Source organism: Halopseudomonas litoralis, assembly GCF_900105005.1.
In the GTDB taxonomy this organism is placed as follows: Bacteria; Pseudomonadota; Gammaproteobacteria; order Pseudomonadales; family Pseudomonadaceae; genus Halopseudomonas; species Halopseudomonas litoralis.
Map to the genome: position 1 here is coordinate 2,771,588 of NZ_LT629748.1, position 19,083 is coordinate 2,790,670.

Below are 19,083 nucleotides of genomic sequence, written 5' to 3' on the forward strand. Positions count from 1 at the left end.
TTTCATGAATGGCAGCCACCGCTCCGCACTGCGCCGTCAGCTGCGCACAGCACGTCGCGCGCTCAGCCCTCAGCAGCAACATAAGGCCAGCCAGCAGCTATGGCGTCAGCTGGCGCAGCATCCCCTGTTCCGCCGCAGCCGGCATATCGCTTTCTATCTGGCCAACGATGGTGAAATAGATCCTGCGATTCTGATGGAACACGCCCGCCGCCTGGGCAAGCAATGCTATCTGCCGGTCATTACCGGCTGGCCAGCCAACCGCATGCATTTCCAGCGGCTGACTGCGCAGCAGCAATGGATAACCAACCGCTTCGGCATCCGCGAACCCCTGGTCGATCCAAGATTGCAGACCAGGCCCTGGCGCCTCGACCTGGTGCTGATGCCACTGGTTGGCTTTGACGAATTCGGCAACCGACTCGGCATGGGCGGCGGCTTTTATGACCGCACCTTCGCCTTTCGTCGACTGCGCAAGCACTGGACCGGGCCACAGCTGCTGGGCCTGGCCCATCACTGCCAGAAAGTCGCACAATTGCCCGCTGCCGCCTGGGACATTCCCCTGGACGGTATCGTCAGCGATCAGCAGATCATTCTGGTGAAATAGATTCAGCTTCAACAGCAGCTGCGGGACGGTCGAAGTAACTCTGGGTATATCCCGTGGTTACCACGCCCAGGGTGAACACAAGCACTAATATCCACATCAAATCCGGCTTACGGCGCATTACCTGCCCTCCAATACTGGCCAACTATCTTTGTCTGGTCCATCAGAACGCTCGCGTGAGCGCACACATCGTTTTGAGACAATACTTCCGACGTATCGAGCGACACCGTATAACCCATAAATGCATTGACGTCAACTTTCTGTTGCTCTGGGCGCGCCAGTCCGGCGCGCCGAGTCAGCCGAGGTACAACCGATAGGCCGGATTGTCAGTTTCATCCCAGAAGGGATAACCGATTTCCTTCAGCGCAGCCGGCACCTTGGCCCGCTCTGCCTCGGGCACCTGCAGTCCGACCACCACCCGGCCGTAGTCGGCGCCGTGGTTGCGATAGTGGAACATGGAGATGTTCCAGCGCCCGCCCAACTTGTTGAGGAAGTTGAACAACGCACCAGGGCGCTCCGGGAATTCGAAGCGATAGACCACCTCATCCTGCACCTGCACCGAATGCCCACCGACCATATGCCGGATGTGCAGCTTGGCCAGCTCGTTATCGGTCAGATCCAGAACCGGGAAGTCCTTGGCAATCAAGCTCTCCACCAGCGCTTCGCGGGGATCGTTTTCCGGATGAGCCTGCACCCCGACAAAGATATGGGCTTCCTGCTGGTCGTGATAACGGTAGTTGAACTCGGTGATGGCCCGCTTGCCGATAGCCTGGCAGAATGCCTTGAAGCTGCCGGGGCGCTCTGGAATGGTCACCGCCAGCAGGGCTTCGCGCTGCTCGCCGATCTCGGCCCGCTCGGCGACATGGCGCAGACGGTCGAAATTGATGTTGGCGCCCGAATCGATGGCCACCATCACCTTGCCGGTGCAGCCTTCGCGTTCGACGTATTTCTTGATCCCGGCCACGCCAAGACACCCGGCCGGCTCACAGATCGAGCGGGTGTCGTCATAGATGTCCTTGATCGCTGCGCACATTTCGTCGGAGGATACCGTGATCACCTCATCGACATAATGCTTGCAGATATCAAAGGTAAACTTACCGATCTGCGCTACCGCGACCCCATCGGCAAACTGACCCACCTGCCCCAGAGTCACTCGCTTGCCTTTCTCCAGCGCGGTCTGCAGACAATTGGAGTCGCGTGGTTCGACACCGATCACCTTGATCTCGGGGCGCAGATATTTCACATAGGCTGCAATGCCGGCGATCAGGCCACCACCTCCAACCGGGACAAAAATGGCGTCCAGATGTCCCTGATGCTGGCGCAGGATTTCCATCGCCACAGTACCCTGACCGGCGATTGTGTCGGGGTCGTCATAGGGGTGAATGAATACCAGACCTTTCTCTTCAACCTGTTTCTGCGCATAGGCCAGCGCCTCGTCGAACGCATCGCCATGCAAAACCACCTTGCCACCCCGTGCTCTGACCGCCTTGACCTTGATCTCCGGCGTGGTCTTCGGCATCACGATGGTCGCCTTCACCCCCAGATACCTGGCCGCAAACGCCAGCCCCTGAGCATGATTGCCCGCCGACGCCGCCACCACACCGCAGGCGCGCTGCTCGTCGGTCAGCTGCATCAACTTGTTGTAGGCACCGCGAATCTTGAACGAAAACACCGGCTGCAGATCTTCGCGCTTGAGCAGAACGGTGTTGCCGAGTCGCTCGGAGAGGAAAGGCGCGCGATGAATGGGGGTTTCGACAGCCACATCATATACAGGGGAGCAGAGAATCTTCTTTACGTAACTTTCCAGAGTAGGCATCAGGGTTTCGGCTTGGTGAGGTAAAAGTAAAGCGCCAGTCTAACGAATCGGCCCCGATCCGACTACACGCTGTCCGGGTGGGGTCGTATAATTATCGCTTTATTCAAATGCACAGAGGTGACCGGCATGACCCAGGATGAACTCAAGCAGGCCGTTGGGCAGGCAGCGGTGGAAATTCTGCTGCCCAATCTGGAAGACAAGAGCGTCATCGGGGTCGGCACTGGCTCGACCGCCAACCACTTCATCGATGCCCTGGCCCGGCACAAGGGCTTCTTCGATGGTGCCGTGGCCAGTTCGCAGGCCACCGCCGAGCGTCTGAAGCAGCATGGCATCCCCGTCTACGATCTGAACAGCGTGGCCAGCCTGGACTATTACGTGGATGGTGCTGACGAGGCCAACCGGCATCTGGAACTGATCAAGGGGGGCGGCGCAGCGCTGACCCGTGAGAAGATCGTTGCTGCCGTAGCCCGGACCTTCATCTGCATCGCCGACGAAAGCAAGTTGGTCGGTACCCTCGGCGAGTTTCCGCTACCGGTGGAAGTCATCCCCATGGCCCGCAGCCATGTCGCCCGGGAAATCGTCAAACTCGGCGGCGATCCGGCCTACCGCGAAGGCGTGGTGACCGATAACGGCAACGTCATTCTCGATGTCCACAACATGCAGATCCACGACCCCCGCGGGTTGGAAGAAAAGCTCAATGCGATTGTCGGCGTGGTCTGCAATGGTCTGTTTGCGGCAAGGCCCGCGGATATCCTGTTGCTCGGCACGGCAACCGGCGTGCAGCGTATGGAGCGATCTGCCAACTGACTCTCGGCGAGCAGCATCACAGATTCGGCTTCTGTGGCTCCCAGCTCCACGTGGTAGCTCGCGCTCTGGATGCTCCAGCGTTCGCACTGGCACCTGCACGGCGGCGGGATGAGACGCAGAGCGTCCCGGCAGGCGTTCCCACGCTGGAGCGTGAATCAGCGTCTCATGCGTGCCACGTATTGCACCGGTCAGGTACGCCGCCTGCCTGGAGCCAGCCTTTCGCTGGGCAAGCGAACATGGAAGGCCGCGCCACCCAGTGCTGAATCTTCCAGGCTCAGTTCACCATCGTAGCTTTCGATGATATCGCGAACCACGGACAGCCCGATGCCCTGCCCCGGGTGGGCCGTATCCAGGCGCTCACCCCGACCTATTACCCGCTGACGCTGACTCTCCGGCACACCGGGCCCGTCATCTTCGACAGTGATCTCACAAACACCCTGACGTGCGGTCGCTCTGACTCTGATATGCGAGATACTCAGACGGTAGGCATTTTCCAGCAGGTTGCCCAGCAACTCCAGTAATGCACCCTCTTCCATCGGCACCTGAAAATCATCACTGATATCAAACGCCACTCGCACCGGCTTCTCTTGATAAACCTTGCTCAGCGCCTCGCAGAGCTTCGCAACTACCGGCGCCAGCCTGGCCTGATGCAATACCAGGCCACTGCGGCGCAGACTGGCTCGCTGCAATTGATAGTCGATCTGCTGGCTCATCCGCTCGATCTGGTCCTGCAACACACGGGATTGCTCATTGCGGCCTGGTTGCTCGCGGATCTTTTCCGCCACGGTCTGCAGCACCGCCAGCGGCGTTTTCAGGCTGTGAGCCAGATCCGCCAGCGAATCACGATACCGCGTCTGCTGCAGGCGCTCGCTGTCGAGCAGGCGATTCAAGGAGCGCGTCAAACGTGCAAGCTCGGCAGGATGTTTATCCGTCAGCGCAGCACGTCTGCCCTGCTCGATTTCGTTGAGCTCCCGCCGCACACCACCCAGTGAGCGCAGGCTCCAGGTCAGCCCGAGCCAGAGCAGCACCAGCAGAATCAACAATCCGCCACCCAGCCATGACCGCAACTTCTGACTGAAGCTTTTCTGCAGAGGTGCGAACTCGCTGCTCGGCAACATTGTGATGAAGCTCAGCGGCAGTTCATCATCCCCCGCCAGGTTCACTTCCACGTCGTAGACGTAGTATTCCCGCTGATCCAGGTCACGTATGCGCAGAAAGTCGATACGGTTGCCGCTGAAGTGCGGCAGATAGCTCAACTGCTCGTCTTCAGTAGAGCGCGAGTGCCAGATCAGGTTGCCCGCCACGTCATGCACGTAGCCCAGCAGCTTGGCTTCAGGCAGGTTGAACTCTTCATCTGGCATGTGTTCCGGCATGACCAGCTTGCCATCAACCACAGTAGCCACGCTGATCAGGGTAGCCGCATCAGCAGCCAGGCGCTGCTGGACGACCTGCTCGAGAGTCTGATCGAACACATTCTGCAACGCCGGCAGCAACGCCAGCACGAAGAGCATGGCAAAGCCGGCGGCACTGAACACCAACCGGGAACGCAGTGAGCGCATCAATGGCATTGCCCGACAAACAGGTAGCCCTGGCCGCGCACCGTTTCGATCAGCTCGCGCTCTCCAGCCGTCTCCAGCTTGCGACGCAACCGCCCGACCAATACCTCAATGACATTGGAGTCACGGTCGTCATCGTCGGGATACAACTGCTCGATCAGTCGATCCTTGGCCACCACCTGCTGATGATGGCGCATCAGATATTCGAGAATCCGGTATTCAAAGGCCGTGAGCGGCAACGCCTTATCATCGACCATGGCCTGCTTGCGGTTCAGGTCCAGCACAAGTGTTCCGGTACTGATCCGTGCCTGAACAAAACCCGAGGAGCGCCGCACCAGAGCATTCAGCCGCGCCTCCAGCTCTTCGAACTGAAAGGGTTTGACCACATAATCATCCGCACCGCAGGTCAACCCTTCGACCTTGTCCTGCCAACTGCCACGGGCAGTCAATATCAGAATTGGGAAGGTCCGACCCATGCTGCGTAATTGGCGGATAAGATCCAGTCCACCCATGCCAGGCAAGCCCAGGTCGATGATGGCGATATCGTGGTTGAACTGCTGAGCCTGAAACACGCCATCCTCGGCGCTGTCGACGGCATCGACAATATGCCCCGCCTCACCGAAGCGCGTGGACAGGTGGTGGCGCAACAGCGCCTCGTCTTCTACCAACAGAAGCTTCATGCTGCTGCCTCCGATAGTGGGACTGTTGGCCGGAACTGGCGCATGCAAAACCGCCCGGCATCAGATTCTGCTGCCGGGCGGGTCGGGTTCACACCGGAATCAGAAGTGATAGTTTAAACCGAGATAGGCCTGATCCGAGCTCTTCAGGTCAAAAGAGCCGCCCACACTGCGGTCTCGGGCGTTCAGGCTGGCATCGACAGTCGTGCGCAGATAGCGGTAGCCAGCTTCGATCGAGAAGTCCGGGTTCAGGCTGTGCAGGATACCCGCCTGCAGACCACCTGCCAGACCAAGATCACTGTCGCGATGGAATCCGGGTGAATCCTGCTCCAGCTTGACCAGACCGGCAGTGACGCCGCCGAACAGTCTGGTGCTGTCCGCAACCGGCAGGAACAGATCGTAGCTGCCGAGCAGGTTCTGCTGGCGCAGTTTGTAGCGGCTGGAATAGGTATCCGATACGTATTCATAGGTCAGGTACATGCGTCCGGTGTCATCCTGAACACCACCGCGAACGCCCCAGGTACCGGAATTATTGATGGTGTCGTCCAGGCGGCTGGTTTGCGAGCTGCCCTTGAGGGCACTGGAGCGGTCGATGTTATTGCTGGTTTCGCCCCAGGTCAGTCCGACGAAGTTGTCCTGAGCAAATGCCGGCAGGCTGGCAAACGCCATGGTAGTACCGACGGCAATCAGTTTCAGTGTGGTTTTCATGGCTTGGCTCTCCGTTGATAAATGATGGGAGACAGCATGCCAGCCCGCCGCTGAACCTAGCCTGAACTCTTGCTGAACCTGAGCTGAACGAGCGGCAATCAGCGCCCGAACAGATAGACGCAAATACGCGCTGTCTCTCCGGATTGCCCGTTTATGACCGTAAGTGGAGGACAAGTGAGCAATGGAGTCGAGAAGAGAAGAAATAGCGAAAAAACAACAGGTGGCGGGATTGCCCCGCCACCCAGTCACATCAGAACAACACGCGGCAGCGAATGGTACCGGTGATCTCGTGGAGTTTTTCCAGCGCCAGATCGGAGTACGCAGCATCGACGTCGATGACCACATAACCGACCTTCTCGTTGGTCTGCAGATACTGACCGGAGATGTTGATGCCGTTGCTGGCGAACACCTGGTTGATCTCGCTCATCACACCCGGGATGTTCTGGTGTATGTGCAGCAGGCGGTGCTTGCCCGGATGCGATGGCAGCGCCACTTCGGGGAAGTTGACCGAGGTAATGGAGGTACCGTTGTCGCTGTAGCGCACCAGCTTCTCAGCCACTTCCAGACCGATGTTGGCCTGGGCTTCCATGGTCGAGCCACCGATGTGCGGAGTCAACAGACAGTTGTCGAACTCACGCAGCGGCGAAATGAACTCGTCCTTGTTGGAACGCGGCTCGACCGGGAACACATCGATGGCCGCACCGTTCAGGTGCTTGTCGGCCAGTGCTGCGGCCAGTGCGTCGATCTCGACCACGGTGCCACGCGCAGCGTTGATCAGGATGCCGCCCTTCTTCATGGCACGGATTTCCTTCTCGCCGATCATCCACTTGGTAGCGGCGGTTTCCGGCACATGCAGGGTGACGATATCAGCGGTACCCAGCAGTTCGGTGAGCGAGCCGACCTGTTGCGCATTGCCCAGCGGCAGCTTGGTCACCACATCATAGAAAATCACCTGCATGCCCAGGCTTTCCGCCAGTACCGAAAGCTGAGTACCGATAGAGCCGTAACCGACGATGCCCAGTTTCTTGCCGCGAATCTCGAAGGAGTCGGTGGCGCTCTTCAACCAGCCGCCACGGTGGGCGACCGCGTTCTTCTCGGGAATGCCGCGCAGCAGCAGAATGGCCTCGGCCAGCACCAGCTCGGCAACCGAACGGGTATTGGAATACGGCGCGTTGAACACCGCCACACCCATCTCACGGGCCGTGTCGAGATCAACCTGGTTGGTGCCGATGCAGAAACAGCCGATGGCTACCAGTTTGTTTGCATGCTGAAGCACGTCCGCAGTCAGCTGGGTACGGGAACGGACACCAATAAAGTGCGCCTCGGCGATCGCTTCCTTGAGTTGTTCTTCCGGCAACGAGCCAGTGTGATAATCGATATTGGTGTAACCGGCTGCCTTCAGAGTGTCGACGGCAGTCTGGTGCACACCCTCGAGGAGCAGAAACTTGATTTTGCTTTTGTCCAGCGAGGTTTTAGCCATGTGTCAGTTACCCGTAATGCTGATGTATGATGGTCCGTCAGGTTTTTCGGCGTTTTCTCCGTCGCTGACCTGTTTCGGAAGCCGCATATGCTAGCATAATCTCCCTTTTCCAGATGCCTGTTCGCAGCATGAAATGTGTTCAGGCCCTGCATGAATTTTGTTTGAGAGCCGCCATGACCCCTGAAGCCATCATTGAAACCCTGAAAACGCTGGTCGACACCGACAAGGTTCGTACCGACAGTGAGTCACTGACCACTTGGGGCAAGGACTGGACCAAGCAGTTCGAGCCGGCCCCGCTGGCCATCGTGTTCCCCAAGAGCACCGAGCAGGTCCAGGCCCTGGTGCGCTTCGCCAATGAACATAAACTGGCGTTGACCCCGTCCGGCGGCCGCACCGGTTTGTCGGCCGCTGCAGTGGCCGCGAATGGCGAAATCGTGGTGTCCTTCGATTACATGAACCGGATTCTCGATTTCAATGCCTATGATCGCACCGTCACCTGCCAGCCGGGCGTGGTAACTGCGCAGCTGCAGCAGTATGCCGAAGAACAGGGCCTGTATTACCCCGTGGACTTTGCCTCCGCGGGCTCCAGCCAGATCGGCGGCAATATCGGCACCAACGCTGGCGGCATCAAGGTTATCCGCTATGGCATGACTCGCAACTGGGTGGCCGGCCTCAAGGTGGTGACCGGCGCCGGCGAGTTGCTCGAACTGAACAAGGGGCTGATCAAGAACGCCACTGGCTACGACCTTCGTCAGCTGTTCATCGGTGCTGAAGGCACCTTGGGCTTCGTCGTCGAGGCGACCATGCGCCTGGAACGGGCACCGAAGAATCTCACCGCGATGGTTCTGGGCACTCCGGATTTCGACTCCATCATGCCGGTACTGCATGCCTTCCAGGGCAAGCTGGACCTGACCGCTTTCGAGTTCTTCTCCGACAAGGCCATGGCCAAGATAATGGACCGCGGCGACGTACCCGCGCCCTTCGAGACCGACTGCGCCTTCTATGCCCTGCTGGAATTCGAGGCGGTGAGCGAGGAGATCGCCAACCAGGCACTGGAAACCTTCGAGTACTGCGTGGAGCAGGGCTGGGTACTGGATGGCGTCATGAGCCAGAGCGAGCAACAGTTGCAGAATCTGTGGAAGCTGCGCGAGTTCATCTCCGAGACCATCTCCCACTGGACGCCGTACAAGAACGACATCTCGGTGACCATCAGCCAGGTACCCGCCTTCCTGCGGGACATCGACGCTGTCGTCGGCGAACATTACCCCGATTTCGAGATCGTCTGGTTCGGCCACATCGGCGACGGCAACCTGCACTTGAATATCCTCAAGCCCGACGCCATGCCCAAGGAAGAGTTCTTTGCCAAGTGCGCCAGCGTCAACCAGTGGGTGTTCGAGATCGTCCAGCGCTACAACGGCTCGATCTCCGCCGAACATGGCATGGGCATGACCAAGCGCGACTACCTGGGCTACAGCCGCAGCGCCGAGGAAATTGCCGTGATGAAGGCGGTCAAGGCGGTGTTCGATCCGAACGGCATCATGAACCCGGGCAAGATCTTCCCGGCCTGAACGGAAGCCATCGTGCGGACGGCAAATTCATTTGCGTGCAAGGGGTAACCAATGACCTACCAGCATCAATACAATGACGGAACGCCGATCGATCTGCCCCTGGGCAAAGTGGTCTGCGTGGGGCGCAACTATGCAGAACACGCGCGCGAGCTGAACAACCCGGTGCCCAGCGAACCACTGCTGTTCATCAAACCGGCCACCGCGGTAGTGCCTCTGGCCGACAGCTTCCATCTGCCAACCGGTCGTGGCGCTGTGCATTACGAAACCGAAATCGCCCTACTGATCGGCGCGCCACTGTCCGGTACCGTCGGTCCAGGAGATGCCGCAGCGGCGATAACCGGTGTCGGCCTGGCGCTGGATCTGACCCTGCGCGAACTGCAGGACCAGCTCAAGGCCAAGGGCCACCCATGGGAGCGGGCCAAGGCGTTTGATGCCGCCTGCCCGCTGTCCGTTTTTGTCCGCCCCGATCAAGCGCCTGCCCTGAATGACTTGCCGCTGCGATTGCAGATCAATGGCGAGCTGCGTCAGCAGGGCAACAGCGCCGAGATGATCACTCCGATCATCGCCCTGCTGCAGCATATCGCCGGGGCCTTCACCCTGTTGCCTGGCGATGTGGTGCTCACCGGGACGCCAGCCGGGGTCGGTGTGCTGAATCCCGGCGATGAATTAAAGCTGACAATCCCCGGGACCCTGCAGCAGGTCACCCGCGTACATGAGTGAAGCGCAGCTAGCCGCCGGGAACTTTTCCGGCGGCTAGCAGTTCTGACAGCTTTCACCGCCTTGAGGAACCCCCCTGTTGAAACGTTTTCTGCTGACCGCCATTCTGCTGTTGCTGGTCACAGGCTACAGCTTCCTGCATTTCAATAATCTTGATGTCCTGCTATGGCAGAACTGGAAGCTGAATCGCCAGCCCATGCCGGAGCAAGCCTTCGACCTGGGTCGCTACCGGGTTGAGATCGACGCATTGCCGATCACCGGGCTGGATGATGATCTTTCGGCGCTAACCTACAACGAGAACAGCAATACGCTGTTCGGCGTCGTCAATGGCAACGCGCTGATCGTCGAGCTGAGTCTGGACGGCCGGTTGCTGCGCAGCATCCGGATCAACGGCGTACAGGATATGGAAGGCCTGACCCATGTGACGGACAATCGTTATGTGATTGCCGAAGAACGCAAGCGGCGCTTGCTGGAAATCGAAATTCCCGACGACGCCGTGGAACTGGATGTGGCCGACGCTCCCAGTCTGACGGTGTCCATGGGTGATCAGGACAACAAAGGTCTGGAAGGTTTGTCCTGGGATGGCAAGCGTCAGCGTCTGATGGTGGTCAAGGAGCGGGATCCGATGCAGGTACTGAGCATCACCGGCTTCGTTGGACAGCCGGATGATGCTTCCATCAGCATCTCCAGCGAATCTGCGCTGCCGGCCGACCGTCTGTTCATGAACGACCTGTCTTCTCTCACTGCGGACAGCCGCAGCGGACATCTGCTTCTGCTCAGCGATGAGTCACACATGGTGGTGGAATACAGTGCCGAAGGTAAGCCCCTGAGTCTGCTGGGTTTGTGGCGCGGCATGAGCGGCCTGAGCCGGACCGTGCCGCAGGCCGAAGGGCTGACCGTCGACAGCCAGCGGCGTATCTATGTGGTCAGCGAGCCGAACCTGTTCTACCGGTTTACGCCGGTCAATCCGTCAGCAGAGAAGCCAGCAGTTCCAGTTCATTCTCGTTGAACACCTGCACCCCGCGGCGGCGCAAAGCGGCCGCGGTCACACCTTCACCGGCAACGCGGTTGCCGGTGAAGGTGCCATCATAGGTTTCCTGATTCCCGCAGGAAGGGCTGCGCGCCTTGAGCACAGCGAACCTGATGCCTTGGCGGCTGACCAGTTCCACCGCAGCGGCAGCACCGGCAAGAAACGCCGCACTGACATCGCGCCCACCCACATCAACCACAGGTAGTAGCCCCTCCAGCACGGCTGCGCCCTGACCGCCGGGGATTTCCGCCGGCGGCCGGGGCGTGGGCAGACCGCCGCTGACTTCCGGGCAGAGCGCCACCACCCGTCCCTGTGCCTGCCAGTGCTGCAGCAGGGAATAAGGACCATGGGCGCTGCCGTCGTAGCGGACCGGCCGCCCCAGCAGGCAACTGCTGACAAGAATCTTCTGCATGATCAATGCATCAACGGGTTGTCCGGCCGGCGCCGGAACCAGCCCACCAGGCTGGCCCGATCACGCTGCGCCTGGAGCACCTCGTGAGGTAGACTGGCGCTCATGAACACCGCCAGGGTGCCTGCCCGTGGCGGCACATCCATCACGCCATCCGGCAGATGCAGACGCAATTCGCCGCCATCACCCGGCTGCCACTGACTATTCAGATACAGAACCACCGAGACGGTGCGCAATGGGCTGTCCTTGAATCTATCCACATGCCGCTGGTAACCGGCACCGGGGGGATACAGTGCATAGTGGGTCTCGAAGTTATCCAGGCCGAGGAACAGGGTTCGATTCAGCACGTGGCGCAATTCCTCCATCGCCCCGATATACGCCGCGGCGGCCGCGTTGGCCGGACAGTCATCCAGCCAGCGGATATGATCCCCTCGCACCTCCGGCAGCACCAGCTGCTCACCGGCCCGCCCTACCGCCGCTGGCTGTAAGGCTTCGCTGGCCCACAAAGAGTGGCAGTTACGCTCCAGCTCACCGATCAGTTCGTCGGGCAATGCACTCTCGGTTATCGACCAGCCGTGCACAGCAAGGCTGTCAGCCACGCAGACCAGACGGTCTGCCGCAGCGGCAGGGAACTCGGGCATCCTATTCATACTCAAATCGGAATAGCGGCATCGCCGTGCCACGGACGTGGCACGGCGGACAAGACCCGGGGTCCCGGGCGCCACATAGTGTAAACGGACCGCCTCTTGCGTAACAGCATTCCATACTGACCCGACCCCATGATTGCGAGGATCCATGCGCCCTTTCCCCCTGTCTTCTCTGTGGTTCATCTTTGCCGCTCTGCTGCTGTGCAGCCTCTATGCCGGCCATGTCAGCGCCAGCCCCGCAGAGCTGTACCAACGCTCCGGCATGGCGCAACACCAACAGCACTTCCAGGCCGCACTGCAGAGCGCTCAGCAGCGCTATGCCGGGCAATTTCCGCCGGCGGTACAGGAAACGCTGGTGCGCAACAGCAGTCAGCGTTTCGAGCCGCAGGGCATGCATGACCGCGCCCAGGCCCGGCTGGCCCTGGCCATGGAGCCGGCAGCTATCCAGCAGGCACTGACCTTCTTCAACAGTCCCCTGGGAAGAAAAATAGTTTCAGCTGAAACCCAGGCCAGCTCCCCAGCATCGGTGGCCACCATGCAGCAAGGCCTGCCAACGCGGCAGTTGAGCGCTGAACGCCACGCCTTGATCGAGCGACTGGGCAGCCGGTTGCCGGCACTGGAATTGGGTGTAGAAGTTTCCATGGCGCTCACCGGGCTGGCGGCGCAGAGCGCCAACGATCTGCTGGGTGGGCTGATGAAGATTCCGCAACAGGGCGGTACTGCCAGTCGCGACCGACTGCGTGAGCAGATGCGCTCCAACCTGCCGGAGACATTGGCCTATATCTACCGCGACCTGAGTGACGACGAACTGACCCGCTTTGCTGAATGGGCCGAGTCCGTCGGCGGGCAGGCCTTCTATCGCGCCACGGAGCAGGCCGTACGCGATGCGCTGAACCCCTGAGCCTATTCAGGGCGCGCTGCGACTCCCGAATCAGTGGCCGAATCAGTAGCCCAGCCGCTCGCCCAGCCAATCAAGATATTGCCGGCGATACCTGGGCTTTTCATTAGCCAGATGATGGCGCGCCTTGGGCAGGTAGAACAGCTCGGGAGCATCGAACTTGTCCTGCAGCACCTTGATATTATGCTGCCAGTCCACCGTACCATCAGCCTGCCCCTGCACTATCAAGGGGCGATGCGCTGCCGGCACGGCCGTCTCGATACGCGGAATCCACTTGTCCAACGCCTGCACCCAGGCCACCGGCAATACCTGCGCCTGCAGCGGGTCGTGCTGACGAATGAATTCGAGAAAATCCAGATCGGTCGAGTTATCGGTAAAGCGTCGTCCCAACTGCTGGATAAAGCCTCCCAACAGTTTGAGACTGAACTGCGAAACGCCCCACTGCCGCGGCCGAACCAGAGGTGCCATCAAAATCGTCTGCCCGGCCTGCTCCGGCATGGGACCATGCAATAGCCGGTCGATGAGAATCGCGCCGCCGGTGCTCTGCCCGAGGAAATGCCATGGCGCGGGCAACTTCCACAACCGACCCTGTTCAAGCACACCATCAAGCACCTGCTGATAACGCAGGAAGCAATCGATACTCGCCCGCGCGCCACTGGACAATCCGTGCCCCGGCAAGTCGAATGCCAGTACCGCCAGGCGCTGGCTGAGCGCCCAACGAATCAGGTGCTGATACAACCCCATGTGATCGTAATAGCCATGCAACAGAACCAGCGTGCCGCGTGGCGCCGATGGCCGCCAGACCTGTACGGCAACGTCGAAGCCATCGACGGTAATACGCCCCAGATGCTGAGCTGCATCGGCACTGAAATCGATGCCGTAGTAGCTGGCATACTGTCTGGCGGCCTGATTGAACGGTTGACCCGGCTCCAGCTCCGGCAGTTGTTCGACGAGGGAATTCAGAAACGCTTGGTCCATTGGAATTCTTCCAGGGGGCAGCTGACGGGTAATTATCTGCCGCTTTGATCTGATACCGACACAATTCCACGTTTTGAACATGATTTGCAAACGATCATCGTGTAACATGCTGCGTCTCCAAATGCCACGTCCTTATGCGCCCAGGCGCAGTATCTCCGTAGAGTGAGGGGTTTTCATGACTGAACGCGTCCAAGTCGGTAATCTGCAGATTGCCAAGGTTCTTTTCGACTTCATCAATGAGCAGGCCATTCCCGGTACCGGTGTGAAAGCTGACGCTTTCTGGGCCGGAGTCGATACGCTGATTCATGATCTGGCGCCGAAGAACCGCGCCCTGCTGGCCAAACGTGACGACCTGCAGGCGAGTATTGACGCCTGGCATCAGGAACGTGCGGGTCAGACTCACGATGCCGTCGCCTATAAAACCTTCCTCCAGGAAATCGGCTACCTGCTGCCGGAGCCGGCCGATTTCAAGATCACGACCGAAAATGTCGACGAAGAGATCGCTACCATGGCCGGCCCGCAGCTGGTTGTGCCGATCATGAACGCCCGCTTCGCCCTGAATGCCGCCAATGCCCGCTGGGGCTCCCTGTATGACGCTCTCTACGGTACCGATGCCATCAGCGAAGAAGGCGGCGCCGAGAAAGGCAAGGGTTACAACAAGATCCGCGGTGACAAGGTTATCGCCTTCGCCCGCGCGTTCCTTGATGAGGCAGCTCCACTGGCCAAAGGTTCCCACGTGGATGCCACCGCCTATACCATCAACAATGGTCAGCTGAGCGTCACGCTGCAGGATGGCAATGAGACCGGCCTCAAGGAAGCCGACAAGTTCCTCGCCTTCCAGGGCGACGCCGCAGCACCGCAGGCCCTGCTGCTGAAGAATAACGGCATGCATTTCGAGATCCAGATCGATCCGTCCAGCCCGATTGGCCAGACCGATGCTGCCGGCGTCAAGGATGTGCTGATGGAGTCTGCCATCACCACCATCATGGACTGCGAAGATTCGGTTGCCGCCGTCGACGCCGATGACAAGGTGCTGGCCTACAAGAACTGGCTGGGCCTGATGAAAGGTGATCTGGCCGAAACCGTCAGCAAGGACGGCAAGACCTTCACCCGCACCATGAACCCGGACCGGACCTATATCAAGGCGGATGGCTCCGAGCTGAAACTGCACGGCCGCTCGATGCTCTTCGTGCGCAACGTCGGGCATCTGATGACCAATGATGCCATCCTCGACAAAGATGGCCGCGAAGTGCCCGAAGGCATTCTCGACGGTATCGTGACCAGCCTGACCGCCATGCATAACCTCAATGGCAGCACCAGCCGCCGCAATACCCGCACCGGCAGCGTCTATATCGTCAAACCGAAGATGCACGGTCCGGAAGAAGTGGCTTTCGCCAACGAGCTGTTTGACCGCGTCGAGGACCTGCTGGGGCTGACACGCAACACACTCAAGGTCGGCATCATGGATGAAGAGCGCCGCACCACCGTCAACCTGAAAGCCTGTATCAAGGCCGCCAGTGAGCGCGTCGTATTCATCAACACTGGCTTCCTCGACCGTACCGGCGATGAAATCCATACTTCCATGGAAGCAGGCCCGGTAGTGCGCAAGGCCAACATGAAGGCCGAGAAGTGGATCAGTGCCTATGAAAACTGGAACGTCGATCATGGCCTGAATTGCGGCCTGTCCGGTCGTGCCCAGATCGGCAAGGGCATGTGGGCCATGCCGGACCTGATGGCCGGCATGCTGGAGCAGAAGATCGGCCACCCGATGGCCGGTGCCAATACCGCCTGGGTTCCGTCCCCGACTGCCGCCACTCTGCACGCCCTGCACTACCATAAGGTCAATGTATTCGAGCGCCAGAAGGAACTGGCCGAGCGCGAGTTCGCCTCGGTAGACGACATCCTGACCCTTCCGCTGGCCCAGAACACCAACTGGAGCGATGACGAGAAGAAGAACGAGATCGACAACAACGTTCAGGGCATCCTGGGTTACGTGGTGCGCTGGATCAGTCAGGGTGTCGGCTGCTCCAAGGTGCCGGATATCAACGATGTCGGCCTGATGGAAGACCGCGCAACACTGCGTATTTCCAGCCAGCTGCTGGCCAACTGGTTGCGTCACGGCATCATCACCAGGGAGCAGGTGATCGAAAGCATGCAGCGCATGGCACTGGTGGTAGATCGACAGAATGCCAGCGACGCCGGCTACCAGCCGATGGCACCTGACTTCGACAACAACATTGCCTTCCAGGCCTCGCTGGAACTGATCCTCGAGGGCAGCAAACAGCCGAACGGTTACACCGAACCAGTTCTGCATCGCTGCCGCCGCGAGTACAAAGCCAAGTACGGCATGTAATACCCGCTGCACGCTGAAAAGCCCGGCCAGAGAAATCTGCCGGGTTTTTTTGTGGCTTCAGTATGTATATGTCGTCAATGCAGTCAGTGCAGAAGGTGAAACATGCGCTCCATTACGAGCGCTCACCAGCCGGAGTGCATCCTGACGGAACGCGAGCCTGCCGGTCCGGTCTGATCGATTATGGATATAGATAGCCTGATCAACCTGCTGCAATGGCCAGCGATGGTCGTCACACTGGTGGCGGCCTGGCTGGTGGGTTCGCGCAACAGAATAAAACGCCTGGCCGGCTTCATCTGCTTTATCAGCAGTAATCTGCTCTGGGTTGCCTGGGGCTGGCACGCAGATGCCTGGGCGCTGATTGCACTGCAGATCGGCCTGTTTCTGATGAACCTTCGCGGCACCCGGAAAAACGCCGAGCCGCCGCCGGCCTGACTACTCTCATCGATCAATCGGCGATTCGAGCATCCCGACCAGGTCGGCCAGGCGCTGTTCGGCGTCCTGCAGTTGCTCCGTCTGCCGAACCAACGGCACACACAGACTCAGAGCGGTCGCTACCAGCAGTTCGGTATGCCCGCTGCCATGATGGCGGGCTTTGGTGTCTGCGAGCTTCTGCTGCAGCAGATCCGCAGCCTGCTGGAACAGCACCGCCTCATCCGCAGCGATGCGGAACGAGTAATCCTGCCCTAGCAGACTGATGACCTGGATATCACTCATGCTTCGGCGCTGACACCGCCACGCTGCACCAGTGCCTGCAGACGTGCCAACATCGATGCCTGTTGCTCTTCCTGTTCCATGGCAGCCAGCTGCAGGCTGTCATTCTCTTCCTTGGCCTGTTGTAGTTGCTGCTCCAGACGAGTGATATTCTCGCTCTGCGTGCTATTTTGCTGCAGCAGATCGGTGACCAGTCGCTCGAGCTGGGTGAGAGTGGTTTCCAGCATGTCATACCCCCTGAGAAAAGGCGCAGAGGATATCCCAAAGCGCGGCATACCACCAGCTGCAAGCTGTCTCTCAGGCGGGTGGTGGCGCGTAAATACGCAAGAAAATCTCCACCACTTCATCAACGTGCTGCTGACGATCTGCCGCACTCAAGGCCTGATCATAGCCAATCAGCAACCGGAAGTTATGGTCCCCCTTGAGCAGGCAGAAGAAATGTCGCGCAGCGCTGAGCGGGTCAGCGACCTGCATCTCGCCCGCTGCCTGGGCCCGCTGCAGCACCTGCACCATGCCGTCACATATCCTTTGTGGTCCCGCTTCGTAGAACAGTTGCGCCAACTTCATATCCTGCCCGGCCATGCTGACCAACAGCCGGTGCAGGGCCAATGACTCGCGGCTGTTGATCAGAGTGCAGAAGGCATCGCCGATACGGTGCAACCGGCGGCGGATATTGAGCTCGGCGGAATGATCGAATAACAGCTGCGGCATCTGCATCTCGCAGACGTAGCGAATGGAAGCGCCGTACAGCGTTTCCTTGTCGTTGAAGTGGCTGTAGACCGTGAGTTTGGAGACCCCCGCCTCCCCGGCGATGGCATCCATGCTGGTGCCTTCATAGCCGTTACGCAGGAATAACGTCTGGGCCGCATTGAGGATGGCCTGTCGCTTGGCAGGGTCTTTCGGCCGACCGAGGCCACTGGTCTGCAATTTTTTTTCAGACATGTTCTTAAATACTGGACTGGCGAGTTTGCTATTCATACTATACCCATCAGTTCAGTTATTCCCAACTCTTTGCGACAGGTCGTTGCCCATGTTCCGCCATGCTCTGCTCGGTTTATTTGCCGTCACCCTCACCGTCCTGACCGGATGTCGTGAACCCGAAACCGTCGAAGCGCCGCCACGCCCTGCGGTCGCGGTACAACCGCAGCCGGCACAGGCCCAGGTGCAGAGCTACCCCGGTGAGGTGCGTGCGCGCTTCGAGCCGGAACTGGCCTTCCGTATCGCTGGTAAGGTGTCCAAACGTATGGTGGATGCCGGGGAACGGGTACGCAAAGGCCAGCCGTTGGCCGAACTCGACCCCGAGGATGTGCGTCTGCAACTGGAAGCAGCGCGTGCCCAGGTCGCCGCAGCCCAAGCCAATCTGCAACTGGCAAAGACCGAACGTGACCGTTACCGGACACTGCTCGAGCGCCAGATGATCAGCTCCTCGCAATTCGATAACGCCGACAACACCTATCGCTCGGCGGCTGCTCGACTGAAACAGGCCCGCGCCGAATTCGACGTGGCCGATAACCAGGCCACCTACAGTGTTCTGCGTGCCCCGCAAAATGGCGTGATCGCCCGCCGCTCGGTGGAGGTTGGCCAAGTGATTGCAGCGGGCCAGACGGTGTTCGTGCTGGCCGCCGACGGTGAGCGCGAAGTATTGATCAGCCTGCCGGAAAGCAGCATCGGCCATATCCTCATTGGCCAGACAGTGGAGGTGGAGCTGTGGTCGCGTCCCGAGGAGCGCTCTGTCGGCACGCTGCGCGAGTTGTCGCCGGCCGCCGATCCCCAGTCCCGAACCTTTGCTGCGCGGGTTAGTTTCGATGCCGAGGAGCAGCGGGTCGAGGTCGGCCAGAGCGCCAGGGTATTTATCCATCAGCCGGATCAGGTAGCGCTGTCGGTGCCGCTGTCCGCGGTCAGTTCAGAGGAACAGCAGACTTTTGTCTGGGTGATCGACCCACCCACCCACAGCGTTGTGCGCACGCCGGTTCGCATGGGTGCCTACGGCCAGGATCAGGTGACCATTCTGGATGGTCTGACGGCCGATGATTGGGTAGTTGCCGCTGGCGTGCATATGCTGGTCGAAGGCCAGACCGTGCAACCGGTGGATCGCCAGAATCGCAGCGTCACGCTCGACGGGGAATAATC

Annotated in this window: 20 protein-coding genes; 9 read left to right on the forward strand and 11 right to left on the reverse strand. The window is 59.7% G+C overall.

Translation table 11 applies throughout. The features are described from left to right. The first annotated feature begins 4 nt into the window (after nucleotides 1–4). The gene (locus tag BLU11_RS13355; RefSeq protein ID WP_090274163.1) at nucleotides 5–601 is read left to right on the forward strand and encodes a 5-formyltetrahydrofolate cyclo-ligase; all 597 of its coding nucleotides are present in this window, start codon (nucleotides 5–7) and stop codon (nucleotides 599–601) included. Between the two features lie 292 nt (nucleotides 602–893). Here the strand turns inward: BLU11_RS13355 and ilvA are convergent, their stop codons facing one another. Then, complete coding sequence (ilvA, locus tag BLU11_RS13360) at nucleotides 894–2,414, reverse strand: threonine ammonia-lyase, biosynthetic (RefSeq protein WP_090274165.1); 1,521 nt, start codon at nucleotides 2,412–2,414, stop codon at nucleotides 894–896. Nucleotides 2,415–2,540: 126 nt separating this feature from the next. Here ilvA and rpiA point away from each other — a divergent pair, with 126 nt between their 5' ends. Beyond that, a complete protein-coding gene (gene rpiA / locus BLU11_RS13365; RefSeq protein WP_090274168.1) occupies nucleotides 2,541–3,221 on the forward strand; it encodes a ribose-5-phosphate isomerase RpiA in 681 nt (226 codons plus the stop codon). Between the two features lie 188 nt (nucleotides 3,222–3,409). Here the strand turns inward: rpiA and BLU11_RS13370 are convergent, their stop codons facing one another. The 4 genes from BLU11_RS13370 to serA all read right to left on the reverse strand — a co-directional run bounded on the left by BLU11_RS13370 (nucleotide 3,410) and on the right by serA (nucleotide 7,642). Then, nucleotides 3,410–4,783, reverse strand: coding sequence for an ATP-binding protein (locus BLU11_RS13370; RefSeq protein ID WP_197674196.1), 1,374 nt, complete (start codon nucleotides 4,781–4,783; stop codon nucleotides 3,410–3,412). After that, a complete protein-coding gene (locus tag BLU11_RS13375; protein WP_090274174.1) occupies nucleotides 4,780–5,457 on the reverse strand; it encodes a response regulator in 678 nt (225 codons plus the stop codon). Before BLU11_RS13375 ends, BLU11_RS13370 begins: the two co-directional genes overlap by 4 nt. A gap of 99 nt (nucleotides 5,458–5,556) precedes the next feature. Beyond that, nucleotides 5,557–6,162 carry an outer membrane beta-barrel protein gene (locus tag BLU11_RS13380; protein WP_090274177.1) on the reverse strand — a complete coding sequence of 202 codons (606 nt, stop codon included), beginning with the start codon at nucleotides 6,160–6,162 and terminating at the stop codon, nucleotides 5,557–5,559. A gap of 250 nt (nucleotides 6,163–6,412) precedes the next feature. Beyond that, nucleotides 6,413–7,642, reverse strand: coding sequence for a phosphoglycerate dehydrogenase (gene serA / locus BLU11_RS13385; RefSeq protein WP_090274179.1), 1,230 nt, complete (start codon nucleotides 7,640–7,642; stop codon nucleotides 6,413–6,415). A 173-nt stretch (nucleotides 7,643–7,815) separates the two neighbouring features. Between serA and BLU11_RS13390 the strand changes: the two genes are divergently transcribed. From BLU11_RS13390 to BLU11_RS13400, 3 genes are all read left to right on the forward strand, one after another. Continuing rightward, the gene (locus tag BLU11_RS13390) at nucleotides 7,816–9,210 is read left to right on the forward strand and encodes an FAD-binding oxidoreductase (RefSeq protein ID WP_090274182.1); all 1,395 of its coding nucleotides are present in this window, start codon (nucleotides 7,816–7,818) and stop codon (nucleotides 9,208–9,210) included. A 51-nt stretch (nucleotides 9,211–9,261) separates the two neighbouring features. Beyond that, nucleotides 9,262–9,930, forward strand: coding sequence for a fumarylacetoacetate hydrolase family protein (locus BLU11_RS13395; RefSeq protein WP_090274184.1), 669 nt, complete (start codon nucleotides 9,262–9,264; stop codon nucleotides 9,928–9,930). Between the two features lie 76 nt (nucleotides 9,931–10,006). Continuing rightward, on the forward strand, nucleotides 10,007–10,936 hold the full coding sequence (locus tag BLU11_RS13400) for an SdiA-regulated domain-containing protein (protein ID WP_090274186.1): 930 nt from the start codon (nucleotides 10,007–10,009) through the stop codon (nucleotides 10,934–10,936). Here BLU11_RS13400 and BLU11_RS13405 read toward each other — a convergent pair. Further along, complete coding sequence (locus BLU11_RS13405; RefSeq protein ID WP_090274188.1) at nucleotides 10,890–11,369, reverse strand: DUF523 domain-containing protein; 480 nt, start codon at nucleotides 11,367–11,369, stop codon at nucleotides 10,890–10,892. The two genes, BLU11_RS13400 and BLU11_RS13405, sit on opposite strands and share 47 nt — an antisense overlap. Nucleotides 11,370–11,371: 2 nt before the next feature. Then, nucleotides 11,372–12,016 carry a 2OG-Fe(II) oxygenase gene (locus BLU11_RS13410; protein WP_231702203.1) on the reverse strand — a complete coding sequence of 215 codons (645 nt, stop codon included), beginning with the start codon at nucleotides 12,014–12,016 and terminating at the stop codon, nucleotides 11,372–11,374. A gap of 145 nt (nucleotides 12,017–12,161) precedes the next feature. On the opposite strand from BLU11_RS13410, the gene BLU11_RS13415 reads away from it, so the two are divergent. Continuing rightward, the gene (locus tag BLU11_RS13415; RefSeq protein ID WP_090274192.1) at nucleotides 12,162–12,914 is read left to right on the forward strand and encodes a DUF2059 domain-containing protein; all 753 of its coding nucleotides are present in this window, start codon (nucleotides 12,162–12,164) and stop codon (nucleotides 12,912–12,914) included. 42 nt (nucleotides 12,915–12,956) lie between these two features. Here BLU11_RS13415 and BLU11_RS13420 read toward each other — a convergent pair whose 3' ends face one another. Then, entirely contained in the window at nucleotides 12,957–13,889 is a 933-nt protein-coding gene (locus BLU11_RS13420; protein WP_090274195.1) for a phospholipase BipL, read from the reverse strand. Nucleotides 13,890–14,064: 175 nt separating this feature from the next. Between BLU11_RS13420 and BLU11_RS13425 the strand changes: the two genes are divergently transcribed. Together BLU11_RS13425 and BLU11_RS13430 are read left to right on the forward strand one after the other, a co-directional pair. After that, a complete protein-coding gene (locus BLU11_RS13425) occupies nucleotides 14,065–16,242 on the forward strand; it encodes a malate synthase G (protein WP_090274197.1) in 2,178 nt (725 codons plus the stop codon). Nucleotides 16,243–16,422: 180 nt separating this feature from the next. Continuing rightward, on the forward strand, nucleotides 16,423–16,674 hold the full coding sequence (locus BLU11_RS13430; RefSeq protein ID WP_090274199.1) for a hypothetical protein: 252 nt from the start codon (nucleotides 16,423–16,425) through the stop codon (nucleotides 16,672–16,674). Between the two features lie 6 nt (nucleotides 16,675–16,680). Here BLU11_RS13430 and BLU11_RS13435 read toward each other — a convergent pair whose 3' ends face one another. The 3 genes from BLU11_RS13435 to BLU11_RS13445 all read right to left on the reverse strand — a co-directional run bounded on the left by BLU11_RS13435 (nucleotide 16,681) and on the right by BLU11_RS13445 (nucleotide 17,895). After that, entirely contained in the window at nucleotides 16,681–16,956 is a 276-nt protein-coding gene (locus tag BLU11_RS13435; protein WP_090274201.1) for a cell division protein ZapA, read from the reverse strand. Further along, nucleotides 16,953–17,180 carry a hypothetical protein gene (locus tag BLU11_RS13440; RefSeq protein ID WP_090274205.1) on the reverse strand — a complete coding sequence of 76 codons (228 nt, stop codon included), beginning with the start codon at nucleotides 17,178–17,180 and terminating at the stop codon, nucleotides 16,953–16,955. Before BLU11_RS13440 ends, BLU11_RS13435 begins: the two co-directional genes overlap by 4 nt. A 70-nt stretch (nucleotides 17,181–17,250) precedes the next feature. Further along, nucleotides 17,251–17,895 carry a TetR/AcrR family transcriptional regulator gene (locus tag BLU11_RS13445; protein ID WP_090276484.1) on the reverse strand — a complete coding sequence of 215 codons (645 nt, stop codon included), beginning with the start codon at nucleotides 17,893–17,895 and terminating at the stop codon, nucleotides 17,251–17,253. Nucleotides 17,896–17,983: 88 nt separating this feature from the next. Here BLU11_RS13445 and BLU11_RS13450 point away from each other — a divergent pair, with 88 nt between their 5' ends. Then, nucleotides 17,984–19,081, forward strand: a complete 1,098-nt coding sequence (locus BLU11_RS13450) for an efflux RND transporter periplasmic adaptor subunit (RefSeq protein ID WP_090274207.1) — start codon at nucleotides 17,984–17,986, stop codon at nucleotides 19,079–19,081. Nucleotides 19,082–19,083: the final 2 nt, after the last annotated feature.